18 protein-coding genes are annotated in these 20387 nt (G+C 46.7%); 10 read left to right on the forward strand and 8 right to left on the reverse strand.

Going from position 1 to position 20387, the window contains the following annotated elements; genetic code table 11:
• Positions 1–23: 23 nt before the first annotated feature.
• Positions 24–3596 (forward strand): isoleucine--tRNA ligase, encoded by a 3573-nt coding sequence (gene ileS / locus AACV78_RS24060; protein WP_194011682.1) that lies wholly within the window; start codon positions 24–26, stop codon positions 3594–3596.
• 646 nt (positions 3597–4242) lie between these two features.
• Entirely contained in the window at positions 4243–5304 is a 1062-nt protein-coding gene (locus AACV78_RS24065) for an NAD-dependent epimerase (protein WP_194011681.1), read from the forward strand.
• 142 nt (positions 5305–5446) lie between these two features.
• Here AACV78_RS24065 and AACV78_RS24070 read toward each other — a convergent pair whose 3' ends face one another.
• Positions 5447–5743, reverse strand: a complete 297-nt coding sequence (locus AACV78_RS24070) for a hypothetical protein (RefSeq protein ID WP_194011680.1) — start codon at positions 5741–5743, stop codon at positions 5447–5449.
• Between the two features lie 23 nt (positions 5744–5766).
• On the reverse strand, positions 5767–6276 hold the full coding sequence (locus tag AACV78_RS24075) for a dihydrofolate reductase family protein (protein ID WP_194011679.1): 510 nt from the start codon (positions 6274–6276) through the stop codon (positions 5767–5769).
• A 626-nt stretch (positions 6277–6902) separates the two neighbouring features.
• Between AACV78_RS24075 and AACV78_RS24080 the strand changes: the two genes are divergently transcribed.
• Complete coding sequence (locus AACV78_RS24080; RefSeq protein ID WP_194011678.1) at positions 6903–7784, forward strand: aspartoacylase; 882 nt, start codon at positions 6903–6905, stop codon at positions 7782–7784.
• A gap of 241 nt (positions 7785–8025) precedes the next feature.
• Entirely contained in the window at positions 8026–8148 is a 123-nt protein-coding gene (locus AACV78_RS24085; protein ID WP_255513031.1) for a hypothetical protein, read from the forward strand.
• Between the two features lie 2 nt (positions 8149–8150).
• On the opposite strand, the gene AACV78_RS24090 is transcribed toward AACV78_RS24085, so the two are convergent.
• Complete coding sequence (locus AACV78_RS24090; protein ID WP_194012287.1) at positions 8151–8852, reverse strand: phosphatase PAP2 family protein; 702 nt, start codon at positions 8850–8852, stop codon at positions 8151–8153.
• Between the two features lie 256 nt (positions 8853–9108).
• Here AACV78_RS24090 and AACV78_RS24095 point away from each other — a divergent pair, with 256 nt between their 5' ends.
• Positions 9109–10188, forward strand: a complete 1080-nt coding sequence (locus AACV78_RS24095; RefSeq protein ID WP_194012288.1) for a M23 family metallopeptidase — start codon at positions 9109–9111, stop codon at positions 10186–10188.
• 270 nt (positions 10189–10458) lie between these two features.
• On the opposite strand, the gene AACV78_RS24100 is transcribed toward AACV78_RS24095, so the two are convergent.
• On the reverse strand, positions 10459–10692 hold the full coding sequence (locus tag AACV78_RS24100) for a hypothetical protein (RefSeq protein WP_194012289.1): 234 nt from the start codon (positions 10690–10692) through the stop codon (positions 10459–10461).
• Positions 10693–10885: 193 nt separating this feature from the next.
• Here AACV78_RS24100 and AACV78_RS24105 point away from each other — a divergent pair, with 193 nt between their 5' ends.
• Positions 10886–13093, forward strand: coding sequence for an NAD(P)/FAD-dependent oxidoreductase (locus AACV78_RS24105; protein WP_194012290.1), 2208 nt, complete (start codon positions 10886–10888; stop codon positions 13091–13093).
• A gap of 546 nt (positions 13094–13639) precedes the next feature.
• On the opposite strand, the gene AACV78_RS24110 is transcribed toward AACV78_RS24105, so the two are convergent.
• The 3 genes from AACV78_RS24110 to AACV78_RS24120 form a co-directional block, all read right to left on the reverse strand.
• On the reverse strand, positions 13640–14968 hold the full coding sequence (locus tag AACV78_RS24110) for a hypothetical protein (RefSeq protein ID WP_194012291.1): 1329 nt from the start codon (positions 14966–14968) through the stop codon (positions 13640–13642).
• Between the two features lie 330 nt (positions 14969–15298).
• Positions 15299–15961, reverse strand: coding sequence for a (2Fe-2S) ferredoxin domain-containing protein (locus AACV78_RS24115; RefSeq protein WP_194012292.1), 663 nt, complete (start codon positions 15959–15961; stop codon positions 15299–15301).
• A gap of 141 nt (positions 15962–16102) precedes the next feature.
• Entirely contained in the window at positions 16103–16348 is a 246-nt protein-coding gene (locus tag AACV78_RS24120) for an Asr1405/Asl0597 family protein (protein WP_194012293.1), read from the reverse strand.
• Between the two features lie 246 nt (positions 16349–16594).
• On the opposite strand from AACV78_RS24120, the gene AACV78_RS24125 reads away from it, so the two are divergent.
• A complete protein-coding gene (locus AACV78_RS24125) occupies positions 16595–17137 on the forward strand; it encodes a DNA starvation/stress protection protein DpsA (RefSeq protein ID WP_194012294.1) in 543 nt (180 codons plus the stop codon).
• A gap of 119 nt (positions 17138–17256) precedes the next feature.
• Here AACV78_RS24125 and chlP read toward each other — a convergent pair whose 3' ends face one another.
• Positions 17257–18477, reverse strand: coding sequence for a geranylgeranyl reductase (chlP, locus tag AACV78_RS24130; RefSeq protein ID WP_194012295.1), 1221 nt, complete (start codon positions 18475–18477; stop codon positions 17257–17259).
• A gap of 225 nt (positions 18478–18702) precedes the next feature.
• Here chlP and yidD point away from each other — a divergent pair, with 225 nt between their 5' ends.
• From yidD to AACV78_RS24145, 3 genes are all read left to right on the forward strand, one after another.
• Complete coding sequence (gene yidD, locus AACV78_RS24135) at positions 18703–19188, forward strand: membrane protein insertion efficiency factor YidD (RefSeq protein ID WP_194012296.1); 486 nt, start codon at positions 18703–18705, stop codon at positions 19186–19188.
• A 153-nt stretch (positions 19189–19341) separates the two neighbouring features.
• On the forward strand, positions 19342–19731 hold the full coding sequence (locus tag AACV78_RS24140) for a hypothetical protein (protein ID WP_194012297.1): 390 nt from the start codon (positions 19342–19344) through the stop codon (positions 19729–19731).
• A 7-nt stretch (positions 19732–19738) separates the two neighbouring features.
• On the forward strand, positions 19739–20161 hold the full coding sequence (locus AACV78_RS24145) for a DUF6575 domain-containing protein (RefSeq protein WP_194012298.1): 423 nt from the start codon (positions 19739–19741) through the stop codon (positions 20159–20161).
• Positions 20162–20387 lie beyond the last annotated feature (226 nt).

The following is a 20387-nucleotide window of genomic DNA, read 5'->3' on the forward strand; positions in this document are numbered from 1 at the left end:
ACTACATAAAACGTTTCTCCAAAATGGAAGCTAAATCTTACAAAGACACGGTAAATCTGCCCAAAACCAAGTTTGATATGCGGGCTAACGCCGCCCGTCGCGAACCGGAACTGCAACAATTTTGGGCAGATCGAGAAATCTACGATCGCCTTTCGGAAAATAACCCAGGCGATTTGTTCGTCCTCCACGACGGCCCGCCCTACGCTAACGGACAACTTCACATCGGCCACGCCCTCAACAAAATCCTTAAAGATTTTATCAACCGCTACCAAATGCTGCGCGGCAAAAAAGTTCGCTACGTGCCCGGTTGGGATTGTCACGGATTGCCGATCGAACTTAAAGTCTTGCAGAACATGAAATCGGACGAAAGGCTCAATCTTACCCCGATCGAACTCCGCACCAAAGCCGCCGCCTTCGCCGAAAAAACAATGGAACAGCAGCGCGATTCCTTCCAGCGCTACGGCATTTGGGGCGACTGGAAACACCCCTACTTAACCATGAAACCCGAATACGAAGCCGCCCAAATCGGCGTTTTCGGTCAAATGGTGCTCAAAGGCTACATCTATCGCGGCTTTAAACCGGTTCATTGGAGTCCGAGCTCGAAAACAGCCCTCGCCGAAGCAGAATTGGAATATCCCGAAGGCCACGTCTCGCGCAGCATCTACGTCGGCTTTCATGTCAGAAACTTGTCAAAATCTTTGCAAACGAAGCTCAAGCGCTATATGCCGAGCCTCTGGGCCGCGATTTGGACGACTACCCCTTGGACAATTCCGGCAAACTTGGCGATCGCAGTCAATCCCGAACTGATGTATGCAGTGGTGGAACCGCCGGCAAATTCCCACATCGCACAACAATTTATGTTAGTCGCTGTCGATGCGGTCGATCGACTTTCGGCAACTTTCAACACAAAATTAAAAATACTTGCTACTTTCCCCGGTAAAGAATTAGAAGGCTGCATCTACAAACATCCGCTGTTCGATCGCGAAAGCCCGATCGTTGCCGGCGGCGACTACATTACCGCTGACTCAGGAACCGGATTGGTGCACACCGCACCAGGCCACGGACAAGAAGACTTTATCGTCGGAAAACGCTGCGGTTTACCAATTTTAACTCCCGTAGATGAAAACGGAAATTTCACCGCCGAAGCCGGAGAGTTTGCAGGTTTAAATGTCCTCGGAAACGGCAATAGCGCGGTGATTGAGGCATTGGAAAAGGCAAATTGTTTGATTAAAGAGGAAGCTTATCCTCACTCCTATCCTTACGATTGGCGCACGAAAAAGCCGACGATTTTTCGGGCTACAGAACAGTGGTTTGCGTCGGTGGAAGGGTTCCGAGATGAAGCATTAAAAGCCATTTCTAATGTGAATTGGATTCCCGCCCAAGGTGAAAATAGAATCACTGCAATGGTCGGCGATCGAGCGGATTGGTGCATCTCTCGCCAGCGGACTTGGGGCGTTCCCATTCCGGTATTCTACGACGAAGAAACCAACGAACCGCTGTTAAATGAAGAAACGATCGCCCGCGTCCAAGCCATCTTTGCCGAGAAGGGTTCGGATGCTTGGTGGGAATTGCCGATCGCCGAATTGCTGCCAGAATCTTACCGCAACAATGGCCGCACTTACCGCAAGGGAACTGACACGATGGATGTGTGGTTTGACTCGGGTTCTTCTTGGGCTGCAGTTGTCAAAGGGCGATCGGAATTAAACTATCCTGCTGATATTTATTTGGAAGGTTCAGACCAACACCGCGGCTGGTTTCAATCCAGCTTGCTAACCAGTGTAGCAACCAACGGCATCGCTCCTTACAAAACAGTTTTGACTCACGGTTTTGTGCTGGATGAAAAAGGCCGCAAGATGAGCAAATCTGAAGGCAATGTCGTCGATCCGGCCGTCGTAATTAAGGAATACGGGGCAGATGTTTTGCGGTTGTGGGTGTCTTCGGTAGACTATTCTGCAGACGTGCCGTTGGGCAAAAACATCCTCAAACAGCAATCGGATGTTTACCGGAAAATTCGCAATACAGCTAAGTTTTTGCTGGGAAATTTGCACGACTTCGATCCGGCAAAAGATGCTGTAGCTTACGAGGATTTGCCGGAACTCGATCGCTATATGCTGCACAGAATGGGCGAAGTTTTTGCGGAAGTTCAAGATGCTTTTGAAAACTTCCAATTTTCCCGATTCTTCCAAACAGTGCAGAATTTCTGCACGGTGGATTTGTCTAATTTCTATCTGGATATTGCCAAGGATCGACTTTATATCAGCGCGACAGATGCCCAGCGCCGCCGCAGTTGTCAGACGGTAATTGCGATCGCTGTGGAGAATTTGGCAAGGGCGATCGCACCTGTGTTGTGTCACATGGCTGAGGATATTTGGCAGTACCTTCCCTATCCAACTCCCTACAAGTCAGTATTTGAAGCTGGTTGGGTGCAACTTGACGCTTCGTGGCACAATCCAGAATTGGCTGCGCGCTGGCAATATTTGCGACAAGTACGCGGCGAAGTTAACAAGGTTTTGGAAAAAGCCAGGACTGAAAAGGCGATCGGTTCTTCTTTGGAAGCTAAGGTTTTATTGTACGTTCCCAATGTCGAAAAAAGACAGCAACTGCAAGCTTTGAATCCTAGCAGCGAAGAATTGGTGGATTATGTGCGATCGCAAAATGCAGCGATCGAACTAGCCGCAGAGGAGAAAGCAAAAGCAGTACAAGATCGACAGGAAGCAAAAGCTGCAAGTGTTGCAAAAACCTTGACAATAAAGACTGTTAGTGTTGAGCAACAAACAGTCGCTAAGCGCGATGCAGGTTCTGAGATTGTAGAGTATTCTACCCCAGAAGAATCGGCTTTAGATTTGCAGCAAGTGTTAGATCGCAGCGCCCAGTTTATTGCTGATTTGCCTGAATACGCGGGCAACTTTATCACAGAATACCAAAAAATTCTGGTAACGCTCGGCTTGTTAGCTTCTGTATTGGTAACGGGTAGAGTAACCCTGGCAGTTTTGGATACGATGAATCAAATTCCTCTCTTGGAAGTCTTCTTTAAAGTCATCGGTATCTTATTTACAATCTGGTTTGCTTTCCGTCACTTGCTGTTTGCAGAAAACCGTCAAGAAATTGGACAAACAATTGATTCCCTGACAGCCGATGTGCTGGGACAAACAACTGCGCTTGTGCTTGTAGAAACACAGGCGATCGTACTAGCGCCCGCAGTAGAGACAGCGCTTGTACCAACACAGCCGCAAACATCCGCAGCCCAACAAAGTTTTGCAGAAATACCTGCAATCCCGAAAGCAGAATTAAGTGTGGCACCCAAAGCAGAAACTCCTGCTGAAGTAGCTGTACACCATCATTCTGCAAGTGGTAGCAACGGTGTAGACGAATTGCGCTATTTGTTCATCACATCAGAAGTTGAACTGATCGAATCGAATGCAATCCTGCAAGAATTGCCGTACAGCTACCAGTCTCCAGAGTTGGCGATTGGTGTAGTCAAAGCAGACGGCCAAAAGTGCGATCGCTGCTGGAACTACTCAACCCACGTCGGAGAGTCGATCGAACATCCGGCAATTTGCGAACGCTGCGTCTCTGCAGTAGACGGCAAATTTTAACGCAGGATGTGTAATAAATAGTTTGTCACTGCCAGTGAAACGAAGCAATCGCTTAATTTCCGCCATTGCTTCGCTTCATCTCTCTCTTATCTTCTCTTCCTCTGCGTGCTCTGCGTTCTAGTAAGGTTAAATCATTCCAATTATTCAAATTAAAAAAGCAATGGTTTACGCAGAATGTTTTTAGGCTGAGGTGTAAATCCCCATCTCATACCAATTTCAAAAAATAATGCAACAGTATTCTTGTCCCCCCCCGAACTCGCGGGGGGGCTAGGGGGGGTCAAAGAGTATTGCATGATTTTAGAGAAATGGTATCAAAAACGTCACGCGACCTATGTCAACTGTTTAAGGTATGTGTATGGTGCGGATAAGTGAGATTTCCCAGCTTTCTGGACAGATTGTCGGTGATATCGTTTCCGGTTGAATCGGAATGATTTAACCTTACTAGAACACAGAGAACACAGAGAGAAATGAATACAGGACGATGAAGAGAGGAATTGATATGAATCCGCACCCTACGGGGATTTTCTAGCTTTCCCAGCAGATGTTGAATAGTGACATACTTGCGATATGTTGTATGGTAAGTCGCACGAGTCATTTCCCTCTCAGTACGCTTTGTGACCGATTTTCCTACTTACCGAATGTTTTTATGAAAATTTTAGTAACTGGTGCAGCAGGTTTTATCGGCTATCATTTAGCCCAAAGATTATTATCCCAAGGGCAACAAGTTTACGGCATTGATAACTTAAATGACTATTACGATGTCAACCTCAAAAAAGCGCGTTTAGCTCAACTCCAGACGCATTCGCAATTTACTTTTGAATATTTAGATTTGAGCGATCGCCCTAGCATATCCCAACTTTTCCAAGACCAAAAATTTGACCGCGTCGTTCACCTCGCCGGTCAACCGGGCGTTCGCTACTCGCTGGAAAATCCTCACGCCTACGCAGACAGCAACCTGACAGGATTTATCAACATTTTAGAAGGCTGTCGCCACAGCAAAATTGAGCATTTAGTTTTTGCTTCTTCCAGTTCTGTTTATGGTGCTAATACTAAAGTTCCCTTTGCAGTTACCGATAACGTCGATCATCCGATTTCCCTTTACGCCGCCACCAAAAAAGCTAACGAACTGATGGCTCATTCCTACAGCCATTTGTACGGTTTGCCGATTACGGGATTGCGCTTTTTTACAGTATACGGCCCTTGGGGAAGACCGGATATGGCTTATTTTAAATTCGTCAAGGCGATCGCCGAAAACAAACCCATCGACGTTTACAACTTCGGCAAAATGCAGCGCGATTTCACTTACATTGACGATGTAATTGAAGGAGTTGTGCGAGTTATGGCAAAACCGCCTCAATCGATCGCCCAAAATTCTGCCACCACCGCTCCCTACAAGATTTATAATATTGGCAATCATTCCCCTGTGGAATTGTTGACTTTTATCGAAGTTATTGAAAAAGCAACGGGGAAAACAGCCGTTAAGAATTTTTTGCCAATGCAGCCCGGTGACGTACTTTCTACCTATGCAGATGTAAGCGATTTGATGCAGGATGTAGGATTTAAGCCCAGTACGCCGATCGCCCAAGGCATCCATAAGTTTGTAGAATGGTATCGAGACTATTACGGCGCTGCGGGCGAGAACTCTTACAGTCAAGAGGCTGCAGAGATAGAACATCTTCCCAATGGCGATCGTCTGGCCAAAGTTTAAGCGCCAAAAATATTCACTAATGTGCTTAAAAACGCATTAGTTTTACCGATATTGGTTCGTAGTGCAGACTGAATTTCGCACGACGAACCAATATTATAGATACTCCCGATTAGAGGAAAACGAGATCGATCGATGAGCAAAACTATTTTCGGTCAAAAAAACTGCAGACAATTTCACCAGGGTTGTTTTGTCCAAATGCCAAAACAGTGCCATCTTTCTTAACCGTAGTGCGATCGCGACAATTGTAAACTTCCAGAGGCTGTTTAACTCGATCCACACTCAGAATTACCCTGTACTCCCAATAATTTTTTGCACTGCGTTTGATATCGACAATGCAAATCTCGCGCCCTTGATAATTTCGGCAAACAGATGCCTCAGCCGGCAGCGCCATCCAGAAAACAGATATTAATAGCAGCCAGCAGCAAAAATATTTTATCATCAGCTTAACAACAAAGCGCGCCCTCAAGCCGCCACATCATAGGATAGCTGAACCATACCAGAACTGTAAGTCTGACATCCAGTTAGCTGCAAAGCTGTAGTATTGGGATTAGCAAATAAAGGAATTCCTTCGCCCAAAATCAGCGGGTGCACTGAGAGAATCAGCTCGTTGACAAGATTTTTGTTCAGGAAATCGCGAATCAGCAAAGAGCCTCCCACCAACCAAATATTTTTGCCCTCTATCAAGCGCAAATCATTGACAAAACTCTCTAATTGTGCTACTACTTCCACATCAGAAGTTGCTGTGAAATCTAGATTTTTAGTAAAAACATAACTTTTTTTTTCTTGGTAGGGATACTCGCCAAAAGTTAGAACTTGTTCGTAGGTTTTGCGACCCATGAGGACTGTATCGATGCTATCTAAGAATTTAGTATAGCCGTAATTTTGGTCTGTATACAGCCAGTCAATCTCGCCATTCGATCGCGCGATATAACCGTCTAAACTAGATGCAATGAAGAGTACAATTTTACGCATGGCAATACCGGGATTTTGGCTGTAGGGGCGATCGCCCGAATCACCTTAATTTTAGATCGTATCATGTCTACCCATCGAGGCCAAGAAACCGGGTATTCTCCGAGTCTTTGGTTGGGTGACGAGAAATACAGAAAGAAACCCGGTTTCTGAGATTTTCGCAGGGGCCAAGAAACCGAGGTTTACGCATCGATGCCAAGAAACCGGGTTTCTTCGAGTCTTTGGTTGGGTGACGAGAAATACAGAAAGAAACCCGGTTTCTGAGATTTTCGCAGGGGCCAAGAAACCGAGATTTTCGCAGGGGGCAAAGAAACCGGGTTTCTTCGAGTCTTTGGTTGGGTGACGAAAAATGTAGAAAGAAACCCGGTTTCTGAGATTTTCGCAGGGGGCAAAGAAACCGAGATTTTCGCAGGGGGCAAAGAAACCGGGTTTCTTCGAGTCTTTGGTTGGGTGACGAGAAATGTAGAAAGAAACCCGGTTTCTGAGATTTTCGCATCGGGCCAAGAAACCGGGTTTCTACGAATCTTTGGTTGAGTGACGAGAAATATACCAAGAACCCTGGTTTCTGAGGTCTTTGTTACCAAATGATAACAAATCATGGTAGGCTTGGGATAGGGAGTTTTTTGTTTATGAATCCAATAAAACGTGTTGCCATAGTGGGAGGAACCCACGGAAACGAACTCACAGGCATTTACCTGGTGAAGAAGTTCGATCGCGCGCCACAGTCAATTGGGCGATCGACTTTTGAAACAATCGCCCTGCTAGCCAATCCCAAAGCTTCCGAAATCGGCAGACGCTACGTCGATATCGACCTCAACCGCTGCTTTCGACAGCAAGATTTACAAAATCCCCACCTCTCCACCTACGAAGCGCAGCGGGCCAAAGAAATCTACCACATTTTTAGCTCAAAAACCACTCCGCAGCAAAGCTTAATTATCGATTTGCACAGCACCACATCCAACATGGGGCTAACATTTATTCTCGCCAGCCAGCATCCTTTTAACCTGCAACTAGCAGCTTATTTAACCTCTGTCTATCCCCACCTCAAGCTGCTGGTTTCGGCAACTAACAATTATGATAGTCCTTTGCTGCGATCGATTTCCCAATTAGGCGGTACGCTGGAGGTTGGTGCAGTGCCACAAGGCGTATTAGATGCCTCTTTATTTCAGCAAACCGAGCAAGTTGTCGGCACAATTTTAGACTGCGTAGAAAGCTACAATCAAGGCACAATGCCTGCTGCAACAAATCCCCTGACTGTTTATCATACCATCGGGGCGATCGACTATCCCAGAAGCGAAAAGGGAGAGATTCAGGCAATGATTCATCCTCAGCTACAATCCAGAGATTATCAAGCCCTCAATCCCGGCGATCCGATGTTTTTGACCTTTGAGGGCGAGTCGGTCTTCTATGAAGGTAAATCGACGGTATATCCAATTTTTATTAACGAGGCGGCTTACTACGAAAAAGGGATTGCGATGTGTTTTACCCAAAAGCAAATAGTTAGTTGTTAGTTGTTAGTTGTTATTGGTTATTGGTTATTGGTTATTGGTTGTTGGTTGTTGGTTATTTGTTATTGATTATTGTTATTTGTTGTTTTTTAGGTGTTGGTTGTTAGTTGTTATAGCAATTATAAATCATTTGTAAATTTCTTACTCCCTCCCCTTAGTAAGGGGAGGGTTGGGGTGGGGTAAAAAGATTTACGACTCCTGCAAGGATTGCTATAGTTGTTAGGTGTTAATTGTTAGATGTTACTTGTTATTTATTAGTGGGGGCGGTGTCCCCGTACCCGCCCTCTTAGTAGTCAACAGTCAACAGTCAACAGTCAACAGTCAACAGTCAACAGTCAACCGCCAACAGTCAACAGCTATCAACTAAAACTATTCTTGAGGATTTTCAGGCGACAAAAACTTCTCTTCAGCAACAGGACGAGAATCATGAAACTGCTTCCATACTTGTAAACTAAAAATACAAGCAAGCAGCCATATAAAACCAGCAATATAACCAGCAATCACATCGGTTGGCCAGTGAACTCCGAGATAAAGTCGGCTCAAACCAATAGCCGCAATTAATACCACAGTCAAGGTGTAAATCAACCAGCGCTGCTTGGGAAAGCGCGAACCCAAGAGATATCCTAGCAAACCGTAAATAATCATTGAAATCATCGCGTGTCCGCTAGGAAAACTGTAAAACTTAACATCAACCGTGCGCTCCCAAAGTAGAGGTCGATCGCGCGCAAACAGTTGTTTCAAGAGTAGATTTAAACCCAAACCTCCCACGCCTGTAACTGCAATAGTTGTGGCTTCGGAGCGATGTTTGCGTATCCACAATATAATACCCAAACTCACGCTCAGCATTAGCAGCACGTTGGGTTCTCCCAAAAATGTCAAGCCAAGCATGAGGCGATCGCGCAGTGGAGTGTGCAGGCTCCTAAGATATAGTAAGATAGATGTATCGAAAGCGTAGGTTTCCTTTTCCAAAACCTCTTCGGCAATGGTGGCAAACGCCCACATCGCCAAAGCAGCAACCGCAAGGCCGCCAAGCCGAATTATCGAAATCAGCGATCTAATTTTAGAGAGCATTTTTTAACTAATTAAGCAGTAAAAACCGAGAAAACTAAGCTGTTTTGCTTTGGCAATTTAACCTTTCTAGCGGGCAGAAATTCCGCTATACAAAAGTCTCAAAAAACAGGCCAGTATAAATAAAAGACGCGACAGTTTACAATAAATATGGGAAACTCAAACGCCCGATCGATCGTCTAGATGATTGACCCAACTATATTTTCAATGATTGATTGATTTTTGACTTCATTCCTCAAATTTTATCTTCCACCGACGAATGACTATCATATCAAAAAAACACTTTTCTGCAATTTTGTTGACCGTGGGGTTGACAAGTGCGGCTGCCTGTGCTAATAACACCTCAGTCAATGCACCGATCGCCCAAGCCAACACGATCGCCCAGCGCCTCGTTTCTTCAACCGTCGCCCAAAAGCCCAGCAGCGGGCAATTCGGCAAGCTGATCGACTGTACCCTAGGAAAAGACTGTTTTGTATTGCTGTACTTCGATCGCGATCCGAGCCCGGCTGCAGTCGATTTTGGCTGCGGGCGACAAACCTACGACGGGCACGACGGCACAGACTTCGCCATTCCCGATGCCAAAGCAATGGCAAAAGGAGTTCCAGTTATCGCCTCCGCAGCGGGCAAAGTTTTGCGAGTGCGAGATGGCGTGGTCGATCGGCGCTTGCAAAACCCGACAGACAAAGCCAACGTCTCAGGTACAGAATGCGGCAACGGCATAGTAATCGATCACGGCGCAGGCTGGGAAGCCCAATACTGCCACCTCCGCCAAAACAGCGTGGTTGTGAAGCCGGGAATGCAGGTACAAAAAGGCACCGTTTTGGGCATGGTGGGAAACTCTGGGATGGCTTCTTTCCCCCACGTACACGTCACTTTTCGCTATCAAGGCAAAGCTGTAGATCCGTTTGTCGGTGCCGATGCCAAATTAGGCTGCAACACCGCCCGCAATCCAATTTGGGACAAGCCCATCGACTATGTTTCTACAGGTTTAATTCGCGCCGGTTTTGCCAGCAAAGCACCTGACGATAACGCTATCTGGGCCGGACAATTTTCTGAGACTAAACTCCCCATAAATAGCCCTGCTTTAATATTTTGGGTGCAGACTTACGGAGTCCTCAAGGGCGATCGCGAAGAATACAAATTATTTGCACCCAACGGTGAAACCGTCATCAATGACAGCAAGGAAATTCCCGCCCCCAGCCGCACTTGGTTGCGTTATGCCGGCAAAAAAAACAGTACCAATTCTCCTCTAATTCCGGGAGTGTGGCGGGCAGAATATCGGTTGACGCGGGGCGATCGAGTTTTAACAGAAGTTAAGCGAGAAGTTGAATTGCGATAATCTTATTTATTCCTTCGCAACCTATCAATTATAACATTCAAAAACCGGGTTTTTTCCGACAATCATGTATCTCAGCCTCGAATTAAGTAAAAACCCGATTTCTGGGGTATGAACCTGCAGATACTGTTAAAATAATCACCATATTTGGAAATAGTAGAAAAACATCGGACGGCTAATGGAATTTGCGACTACACAAACGAAGTCCGCGCAGGCGGACTGAAGAAGAACGATAATTTTCACCGCCGTGTCTTGTTCGGATTTTGATAACGATCAAGGCAAATTTTCCCAAGCTTGAGCTACAATTTCGCTCAACCAGAGCCTTTGAGCCAAATCGAGCAGGTTGTCGTCGGCGAGCACCTCAGCCTTTAACTCGTCTAAAGACTGAGAACGCGATCGAGCTATTTGAATCACACCCGCGATCGCCGACGCCACCAATTCTTCATTCAGCGGCTGCTGTCGCAAAGCAATCATTTCTTGAGGATTCGTAGGAATGGGATAATTCATAAGAGTTCATATCAAAAAAAGTAAATGCTGACCCGCAGCGGGTCAACTAAGAGCTAGGGCGATCGAGAAACTAAAAATCTTAAAACATTGTAAACTTATTTAAAACTAAATAAGTATTCGGGAGTATAGCCTACTTTGCTCCCTTGTCAACTCCCCCATCTTTATTAATTTATTCAGAATTGAACTCCCAATCATGCAAGAAATTCTTTATCTAGAAGTCCCCACACCCGATACAGCAGCAGTCTGCACCTGGCTGCAGCACGAATTCGACCCCGGAATCGGAGAAAAAATTATTACTCCTGACGGTTTTCGCCTGCTTTCCAACACAACAGCAGCGGAGTCGGTAAAATCTGGAACTCAAAATGCTAATCCAAAACCGACCCTCGCTGATACCAATTCAGAAAACCACAATTGGCGAACAGAACTTTCCACCTTTGTCTGGTCAGTACAGCGCACAACTTATTTAAAAGTCTTTCGTGTAGAAGACGCGCCGCCTGGAGAAAAACAGTTCCTGGAATCTCTAAATCTGGCTGTCAGAAACAAGTTTCCCGATCGCTACCCAGAACCCCCCACCGTAGACCTCTCCAAACAGTCAATTTTTGACGCTCTTGCCCCCCATTACCCTCTCACCGTCAAATACTTCCAAAAAATGCCCAAAGGCGAATACGACCTGCAGCGCGTTTACTGGTGGGAGCAGCGCTGGCGCGAAAACACTCGCAATCCTCAAAAGCCAAAACAAGTAGTGTTTTTGAAGGAAGAAGGAAGAGGGGAGAAGGAAGAAGGAAGAGGGAAGAAGGAAGAAGGAAGAGGGGAGAAGGAAGAAGGAAGAGGGAAGAATGAAGAAGGAAGAGGGGAGAAGGGAGAAGGCACTGTTTCGGTGTCGGATGCTGGCGATACTGTTTACGACTTAATTTATATCGGCGGAGCATTAGGAGTGATTCACGCCGCAGTCATGGCGAGATTGGGCTACCGAGTGCTGCTGCTGGAACGAATGCCTTTTGGGAAGATGAATCGCGAGTGGAATATTTCGCGGGACGAAATGCAAAGCTTAGTTGATTTAGGTTTATTTACTCCAGCCGAAATCGAAACTTTGATTGCGCGAGAATACAAAGATGGCTACTGCAAGTTTTTTGATGCTAACAATCCGCCCGTTGCTAAAGCGGCAGTTCTGCACACGCCGAAGGTGCTGAATATAGCTTTGGACAGCGACAAACTGGTGTATTTGGCGGGAGTTAAACTCACAGAAGCGGGCGGGGAAATCTGGGACGAAACTGAGTTTATCAGAGCCGATATTGAAGCGGAAAAAGTTATAGTTCAAAGCTGCCACTTGCCGACAAAAACCGATCGCACTGTCAGCGGAAGGCTACTGGTGGATGCAATGGGTTCAGCTTCTCCCATCGCTTGGCAATTGAACGAAGGACGGGCTTTTGACAGCGTTTGTCCGACGGTGGGAGGAGTCATCGACGGAGGAATGGAGCCGGGAGTTTGGGATTCCGATTACGGCGACGTTCTCTGGAGTCACGGTGATATTTCTCGCGGGCGCCAACTGATTTGGGAGTTATTTCCCGGCGCTGGAGGAGAACTCACAGTTTATCTCTTTCACTATCACCAAGTAAATGCCGAGAATCCCGGTTCTTTGCTGGAACTGTACGAGGATTTTTTCGCAATTTTGCCGGAGTACCGCCGCTGCGATGTCAATAAATTAATCTGGAAAAAAACTACTTTTGGTTATATTCCAGGCCATTTTAGCACCACCAGCAGCGATCGCGCCGTGGCTGTCGATCGCCTAATTGCGATCGGCGATGCAGCATCTTTGCAATCTCCCTTAGTATTCACCGGTTTCGGCTCTCTCATCCGCAATCTTTTTCGATTAACAGATTTATTGGATACAGCTTTAAAGCACAATTTATTAAGTGCCAAACACTTAAACCAAATTCGTGCCTACCAGAGCAATATATCAGTAACTTGGCTGTTTTCTAAAGGGATGATGGTACCGACGGGGCGCACTTTGCCACCCCAAAGAATTAATTCAATGCTCAATACCTTTTTCGGTCTTTTGGCAGAACAAGAACTCACCGTCGCGGAAACTTTTATTAAAGACAGAGCCGACTGGCTAACTTTCAATCGATTGGCAATTAAAGCAGCCGGAAAAAATCCTTCTCTCCTGTTGTGGATTTTAGATTTTGTCACCTTCCGGGATATTTTGCGCTGGCTGGGGAGTTACTTGAATTTTACTCTGCTGGCTTTGGCAAGTTTCCTATTCGGATGGCTTCCCAGCTTCGCCCGCAGAATACAGCCTTGGTTGGAACCGCGCTATCCGGCTGTTTGGCTGCGGCTGTTGGCTACTAGCTATGCTCTCACCTACGGGATGGGAAAAGGGAAAAGAATAGTTTCGAGTTAAGTTTGTAGTGAGGAATTCCGTACTACGAACTCGCAAAAACGGACGATCGTCCGCACTACAAACTGTTTTGTTGGGGTAATCGATCGCCCGCGATATTATCCCAAGCTGAAACCGTATTTGCTGTATTTTGGGTAATGGGTAAATCTGTGCAATTACCAGTTATATCAAATCCGTTAGCATCGGAATAGTAAATTAACTGTTAACAAGTAACAAGTAATACCATTTCTCTAAAATCATGCAATAGACCTCTTGCAAAAATGCTGAGACCCCTCCCCAACCCTCCCCGAACTCGCGGGGAGGGAGCCTAATTTTTCTTGCTTCCCCCCGAAGCCGCGGGGGGACTGAGGGGGGTGAGTTTTTGACTTTTGCAAGAGGTCTAATACTCTCCGACCCCCCCTAGCCCCCCCGAGCTCGCGGGGGGCACAAGAATACTGTTGCATTATTTTTTGAAATTGGTATAACAGTCAACAGTTAACAGTCAACAGTCAACAGTCAACAGTCAACATCATGAGGAGTGCAACCGGAATTGATACCGCATTGAATTAACTATCGAAAACTCGGCAATTCAATTTCAGCTAGCGATCGACGTTTTTTAGCAGCCCGCAGTGGACTAGCAATCAAAGTCAGCCAGTCTGGTTGCGCGATTGCTGTAGGCGTGGCTTCACTCGATCGCCCTTCTTGAATACCAAAGGTTTCCACAGAATTCAAAATTTGAACCGCCCTGGCCAATTCTTCGCTGCCCGATTTGACAGCAGCAGTTTCTGGTTCAGACTCAGTTATCGGCAATTCCGCTTCCTCCACCGCCACCTCCAACTCAGTTACAGTCTCCTGAGTCCGGTAGGTTTCGCTCTCCTGCAATTGAAGGCCGGATACTTGGGCTAACTTGTTGAGTTCCTGATTGGCCGTGGGTTCAGTGTCGATCGCCTCTTCAACAGCCGCTGCATCTGGATGCTCTTCGGGCTCTGACCAAGGTTTGACAGGAGAAGCGTTAAAGGCTGGCGGCAGCGGAACTTGAGAGTTTTTGACCGTCGCCAGCAACGATTCTAATTGCTTGTGCGCCAAATCGTCCCCACTGTCAGGCGGCTCGTAAGTCGGCGGCTTCTGCGGCATCTCCAAACTTCTTTCCAAGGCTGCTTTGAATTGCAAAGTGTGGCGCTGCTGGCGGTGCAAGCGCGATCGTAATTCTCGGCAAACATTTTCTGTGGCTACTAGCTGATGAAACTGTTCGTTGTAGCGCTGCACCGTAGACGCACATTCTCGCTCAACAATCGCTAGCCTGGTTTGGCTGCTTGCTAACTTATTTCTTAAACTCTCCACTAAAATTTCTTGACTCTGGAGGGTTTGATGGGAAACTTCCACTTTGCCAAACAACCGCGTCAATTGTTCTTGAGTGTTTTCGAGTTCAGCAGTCTGCTTTTCTAGCAAGGCTTCGCGATGCTGCCAGTTTTTTTGGGACTCTTCGAGCGCTGTTTCTAGCTGGGCGATGCGCTGCAAAAGGTCGCGGTTGCATTCGTGCAGCGCTTGCATCAGGGTTACTGGGGTCGATCCTTGGGCCTGACGCTGTTCGGCATTACCGAGCAGATTTTTGAGGTTCTCTGAAATCGGCGGTGTTCCCGCTTCGGGAGGCTGTGTCAGAGATTGCAAATTTTTTGTTTCTGCTGTTGTGGGAATGGCATCTACGCTGAGCGCGTTGGGAAAATCTAATGTTTGCCAGTCTTCTTCTGGCTGTTGGGGAACCGCAGGAGTATTTGTGGCAGGGGGGGCGATCGGATCAAAATCCCCAGCAGCGGCCAAATTTGACTGCAATGGTTCGGCATCCGATTGAACAGCAGGGTACGGTTGATGCTGATTAGCTCGAAGATCAGCTTCTGACATAGCTTTTTATCCCAATAGTCACAGGGTCTAAAATACAGTGTATCCTTATAGATTCTCTAAAAGAAAGCCCCCGGCCATTAGTTATTGGTCAATACGGTTCAGTTTATTTGAGATTTTAGATTGTAGATTGGGGATTTGGGGATTTGGGGATTTGGGGATTTACCACTCTCCCAGTCTCCCACTTTTTCATGACGCGCGATCGGCTAAGGAATTTGCTAGTTACCAGACTGGAGCCTGGTAACTAATAGCTGGAAGCTCTGCCTCCTCTGACTTAGCTGTCTGTCGAAAAAAAGGAATATGTCAGGTATTTAAGTTATTAAAATTTCGTTCCTAAGCTTTAGCAACTGCAAAATGTTTGTCAATAATTGCTGGAACCTCTGCTGGTGCAATGCGACTGTAGCGAGTTTTATCTGGCATCACAACTATATTTGGCCCAGCTTTGCACTGTTTGAGACATCCCGTACCCTGAACTGTCACTTCTTCTCCTAAACCCCGCGCATTCAAAGCATTTTCTAAAGCTTTACAGACTGTTGCGGCACCGCGTTTTTGGCAGTCAGATTTTTGACATACTAATATTTTGGTTTGAGTTTTTGCCCGACCTTTTACAGTTCGATCTGCTTCCAGAGGGCTGACTTCGGTTTTGCCGAGCGCGCGATCGTCTGATGTCACAATCTCATCAGGCACACCCGTAAAGCCTTGCTGGTCTGGCAATCTATCTTTGTTTCCCCCAGCCAGCGTCAGACTGCGAGCTTTCAGTTTTATTTTACCATTTTTTAAATTAAGTTCTTGCTCGCCTACAACTTTCACTCTCAATCCCGGTGTCAAAACAGGCGCTAAAAATGACCGCAATTCCTTGCGAAGTTTCACGAGGTATTCTACTTTGCGAGCGGTACTAATTCGCAAATATTTAAGTTTGCAGCCATCTTCAATAACTAGGCTGAGGATTTCTCCCTCTAAGTTGAACTCGGAAACTTGCTTGCCAGATTTATACATTGTTATAACTCCTTGATTGACTGTTCAGTGAAAATTATCGAACTTGACAAAAAACGTCGTTAGTGAATGTATTTATGCGTTAAATCGCATCATTATTATTTTTACTTCTTCCCTCGGACGTCTTCCTTCTTCCTTTGAGCTTTACCCGATTTGCCAGCAGCACTCCAGCAACTTCACCAGTTCGCGCCGCGGAGCGCTCAATTGCCTCAAAACGCTTGCGAGTTGAGCAGCTTGTTTGGCGGTGCTAATTTTGGCCCGCAAAGGCTGGTCCACTCCGCACCAGCAGGGAATTTCTAGTTCTTGCAAGCGTTGGTAAACTTGCCATCTGTCTAGCCAACTGACTTGCACGATGTCACAAACTTCTAATTCTGGATCTGCTGGGTTCATTTTTTTTGCAACAATAATGATTTGCATTAATTTTTGCTCTCGATCGACCCCCTTGTCAGGAAGCATTCAGAACGAGCATCTTTTTACAGGATAGCGCAACTGCAAATTATTCTCAATAGATTTTGAAATTTTTTTTTTACTATACAAAGTCTTCCACTATCGAGGCCGACCCTGCTTGACTGGTAAATTTAGGGTGCTACACTGAATCTATTGGCAACAAAACTGCCTATTGAGAGGAGAACACACATGGCTGAGACTCAGAGTGCATTGAGACCGTTTGGCCACATAGCTGAAAATCCAGTTCTACTGGAACATTCCGTCACAGCACCGATTTGTGAAGGGATGAACGCGCTGCTGGCCAGTTTCCAGGCTTTATACCTGCAATATCAAAAACATCATTTTGTGGTGGAAGGGGCAGAATTCTACTCCTTGCACAAATTCTTTGAAGAAAGCTACGGAGATGCTCAAGATAGCGTCCACGAATTGGGCGAACGGTTGAACGGGTTGGGCGGCATACCGGCGGCTAGTTTTAGCAAATTAGCTGAGTTGTGCTGTTTCGAGCCGGAAGCCGACGGCGTGTATTCGTGCCGTCAAATGCTGGAACATGATTTGACTGCCGAACAAGCTATCATAGGTTTGCTGCGCCGTCAAGCAGGACAAGCAGAAAGTTTGGGCGATCGAGCTACGCGCTACCTCTACGAAAAAATCCTGCTAAAAACAGAAGAGCGGGCTTATCACATTTCCCACTTCCTCGCCCCCGACACTTTGGTGCAGTCGAACTTGAACTAACAATTCTTCTTCTTCCCCTTCCTTCGCGCCCTTTGCGCCTTCGCGGTTCGTTATCTGAACCATAAAAAAGCGAGCAGTTTTGTTACTGCCCGCTTTTTTTATACAAAGTGCTTTAACAGTTAAGGCGCCAAAGCATTGCCGCGCAACAAGCTACCAATGGTTTTGGCGGTAATTTTCATTTGGATGAAAGGATTAGCCGGTACTACTGTCTTATACAAGTAGCTATCGAATGTGAGTCTCTGCACATCGCGATCGGCACACATTTCCACAAAAGCTTCGCGAGTAGCATCGGAACGGTAGAACACGCGCTGCAAAATGTCAAGCACTTTGTAAGTAATTCCGTAGGCCTTATCCCAACGCTTCAGATAAAGCTTGATTTCCTGTTCCGTAGGAATCCGCGTGCCCTGCTGAGAAATCTCCACAATCGTTTCCGCGCACATCCGGCCAGACTTCGCAGCAAAGTAAATACCTTCGCCCGAAGACTTGGTAACGTAACCTGCAGCGTCGCCGACGAGAGCAACTCGGCCGACAACCCGGCGGGGGCGCGGATGTTCCGGGATGGGGTGAGCTTCCACTTTAATAATCTCACCGCCCATCAGTTTTTTGGCAGCGCGGGCGCGGATGCCGGCTTGCAGTTTTTTGATGCTGGCTTGATTGACTTTCATCGTGCCGGTACCGACGGCTACGTGGTCGTATTTGGGGAACACCCAAGCGTAGAAGTCGGTGGAAACGTCGTCGCCGACGTACATTTCGGCTAAACCTTCGTAGTAAGCCATTTTATCTTCTGGGAGGCGGATGCGCTCTTGGAAGGCGATCGCATAATTGTAGTCGCCTGCATCAATCGCCTTGGCTACGCGAGAGTTAGCGCCGTCAGCCCCGATTACCAAATCCACTTTCAGGGTTTTCTGAGTTCCCACAGCGGTGCCGTTGGAGTGGTCGGCGTAGTGGAGAATGTAGGGGTCGGTGTTGTTCCCAGGAATCTCTAAGGTGTGCACTGTGCCGTTAATTAGTTTGGCACCCAAGGAAGCAGCGCGATCGCGCATGAAGCCGTCGAGCACTTCCCGGCGGCACATACCGATGTATTCGTCGGCATTTTCGATATTGATGTCCACCTCTACGTTGGAGGGGGAAATCATTTTCATTTTTCTGACTTGACGGTCAATAATACTTTGTGGCAAGTCAAATTCGCTGACCATGCACAGGGGAATCGCGCCACCGCAGGGTTTTGCGTTGTCTAATTTGCGCTCGAATAAATAAGTTTCGATTCCTGCTTTTACCAATGTTTCGGCGGCGGAAGAACCCGCAGGGCCTGAACCTACTACTGCAACCCTTAGTGTCAAAGCTTTCTCTCCAGTTTTTTTCTATAAGTATTTACTCAGTCAGATGTGATGGTATCACGGAGTTTCTTGGCTGTGGGGTAAGGACGGGAGATTTAAATGAAATGAAACAGAGCTTAACAATTGGATACGAAAATAGGCATCGGGCGAGGGATGGGGCGCGGGGAATTGTTGAGCTGTTGGTTGTAGTTTTTAGCAGGAAGGAAATATCTAACGTATCGGAAACCAATGCAAACGCCTATATTTGATGCAGCCCTCCGACAACTAGCTGTAGCTTCTATTAGCGGATACCAGAAACACATATCACCGAGAAAAGGCTTTTCTTGTGCTCGCCGAGTGCTGTACGGGGGGGAGTCTTGCTCTCAGTATATCAAGGGCGCGATCGCCAAATTGGGCTGCTTTGGGGCGCTCGAAGCGTCGCGCCGCCGGTTTGTGGCTTGCAAGCGGGCAAATCAAATCTTGAAAGCCCGGTTTAGCAGTGAATCTGGCAGTGAAGCCTCCAATTTCGAGGGTAACGATGAACCAAAATCCGATCGACCATCTCAGGCGGAAACTCCTCGCAGAAGCTCTCTGTGTGAAAACTGTATTGAAGGGCTAGACTATATTGAATGGCTCGATTGTGGAATCTCAGAATGTTGTTCTGGGCTCGATTGTAGCGGCGCTGATTGTTCTGGGCTCGATTGTGGCGGCGCGGATTGTGGCAGTTGTTTCTAGTTTTATTCGCCAACCGCTCTCCAAATAGGTAATTTTTTTTTACTATAATGTAGGGGAATTTTCAGAGGGTGCGATCGACAATAGCGATCGAACTTCGTGCAATTACGTTACATTGAAGTTAAGTAAAGCTCCTATATAAAATTTCAAATTGCTATGCTAGGTAATTTTCAACAAAGTCAACTGCGGATTGAGGTTGAAGCTTCGGAAACCGCGATTCGGGACAGTTTGCTGCGTCCTGTGCAGTTGCAGCAGTGGCTGTGGCCTCAGCAGTTTTCTAAGGGTTTGCCGGAAATGATCGATCGCGAATTGACATTCACGAGTTGGATTGGCCCGGTAGCGGTGCAGCACTATGTGGACATTGCTGAGTCAAACTGTCTGCGGCTGTTATTGAGTGAGGGAATTGACGGGTTTCACGAGTGGTATTGGGGCGACGGTTGGGTGCAGTCTCGGTTGGAGGGAGTGTCGCTGCTACCGCTGAATTTGGGCCAAACGGCTAGTTTGTTGCGTTTGCGGGAGTTTTTGGGGAAGGGGAAGGGGAAGTAGGGGAATTATGAGCCTGCTTCCTGAGTCTACTCATTTAGGCAAATTGGAAATTATCGAGGTTTACGAGTATTACGATGTACCGTGCCTATTTGCTTGCCGAAATGCGTCTGAACAGATATTTCTTGCGGTTGGGGCAAGCCAAACAAAAGAAATGGGAAAATGGCTTTATGTTCCCATGTCTGTAGGTCGGTTTAAGCGGGTTCGATCGGGAAGTATCGATCTGCGAGATGCTTTTTTAACCGCTGAAGATGCTTTTGTTTATGAAGTCATTATCCCCTGCGACGATAGTTTGGACAGGGTAATAGCCGTTTGTTGTCAAGAACTAAATGATGAATGGCTGCCTGTGGCTGGTGAGTTGCTTGATTTTGGTAGCGAACCTTTGCCTGCATTGTTGTTGCAAAAGCAAGAAGCCAGAAACCCGGTTTCTTGATTAATTTTTAGCTACCAAACCCAGGATTATTTAGGGCTTGCTGAATAGAACTAGAAGTTATGACTGCCAAAGGTTTCAAGTTTTTTAAACACAAAAAAGTGCTCTCGTTATGACCTGTGTCGGCTCAAAATCCTTGCATTTCGGTGGACAATTGTGGAGTAAATTTGGGAACCCATCTCCGAATCTCCCATTTTTCAAGCTGTTTGGCACCTAGATTCGATTTGTG

The sequence above is a fragment of the Tychonema sp. LEGE 07196 genome, assembly GCF_963890365.1.
Classification (GTDB): Bacteria; Cyanobacteriota; Cyanobacteriia; order Cyanobacteriales; family Microcoleaceae; genus Microcoleus.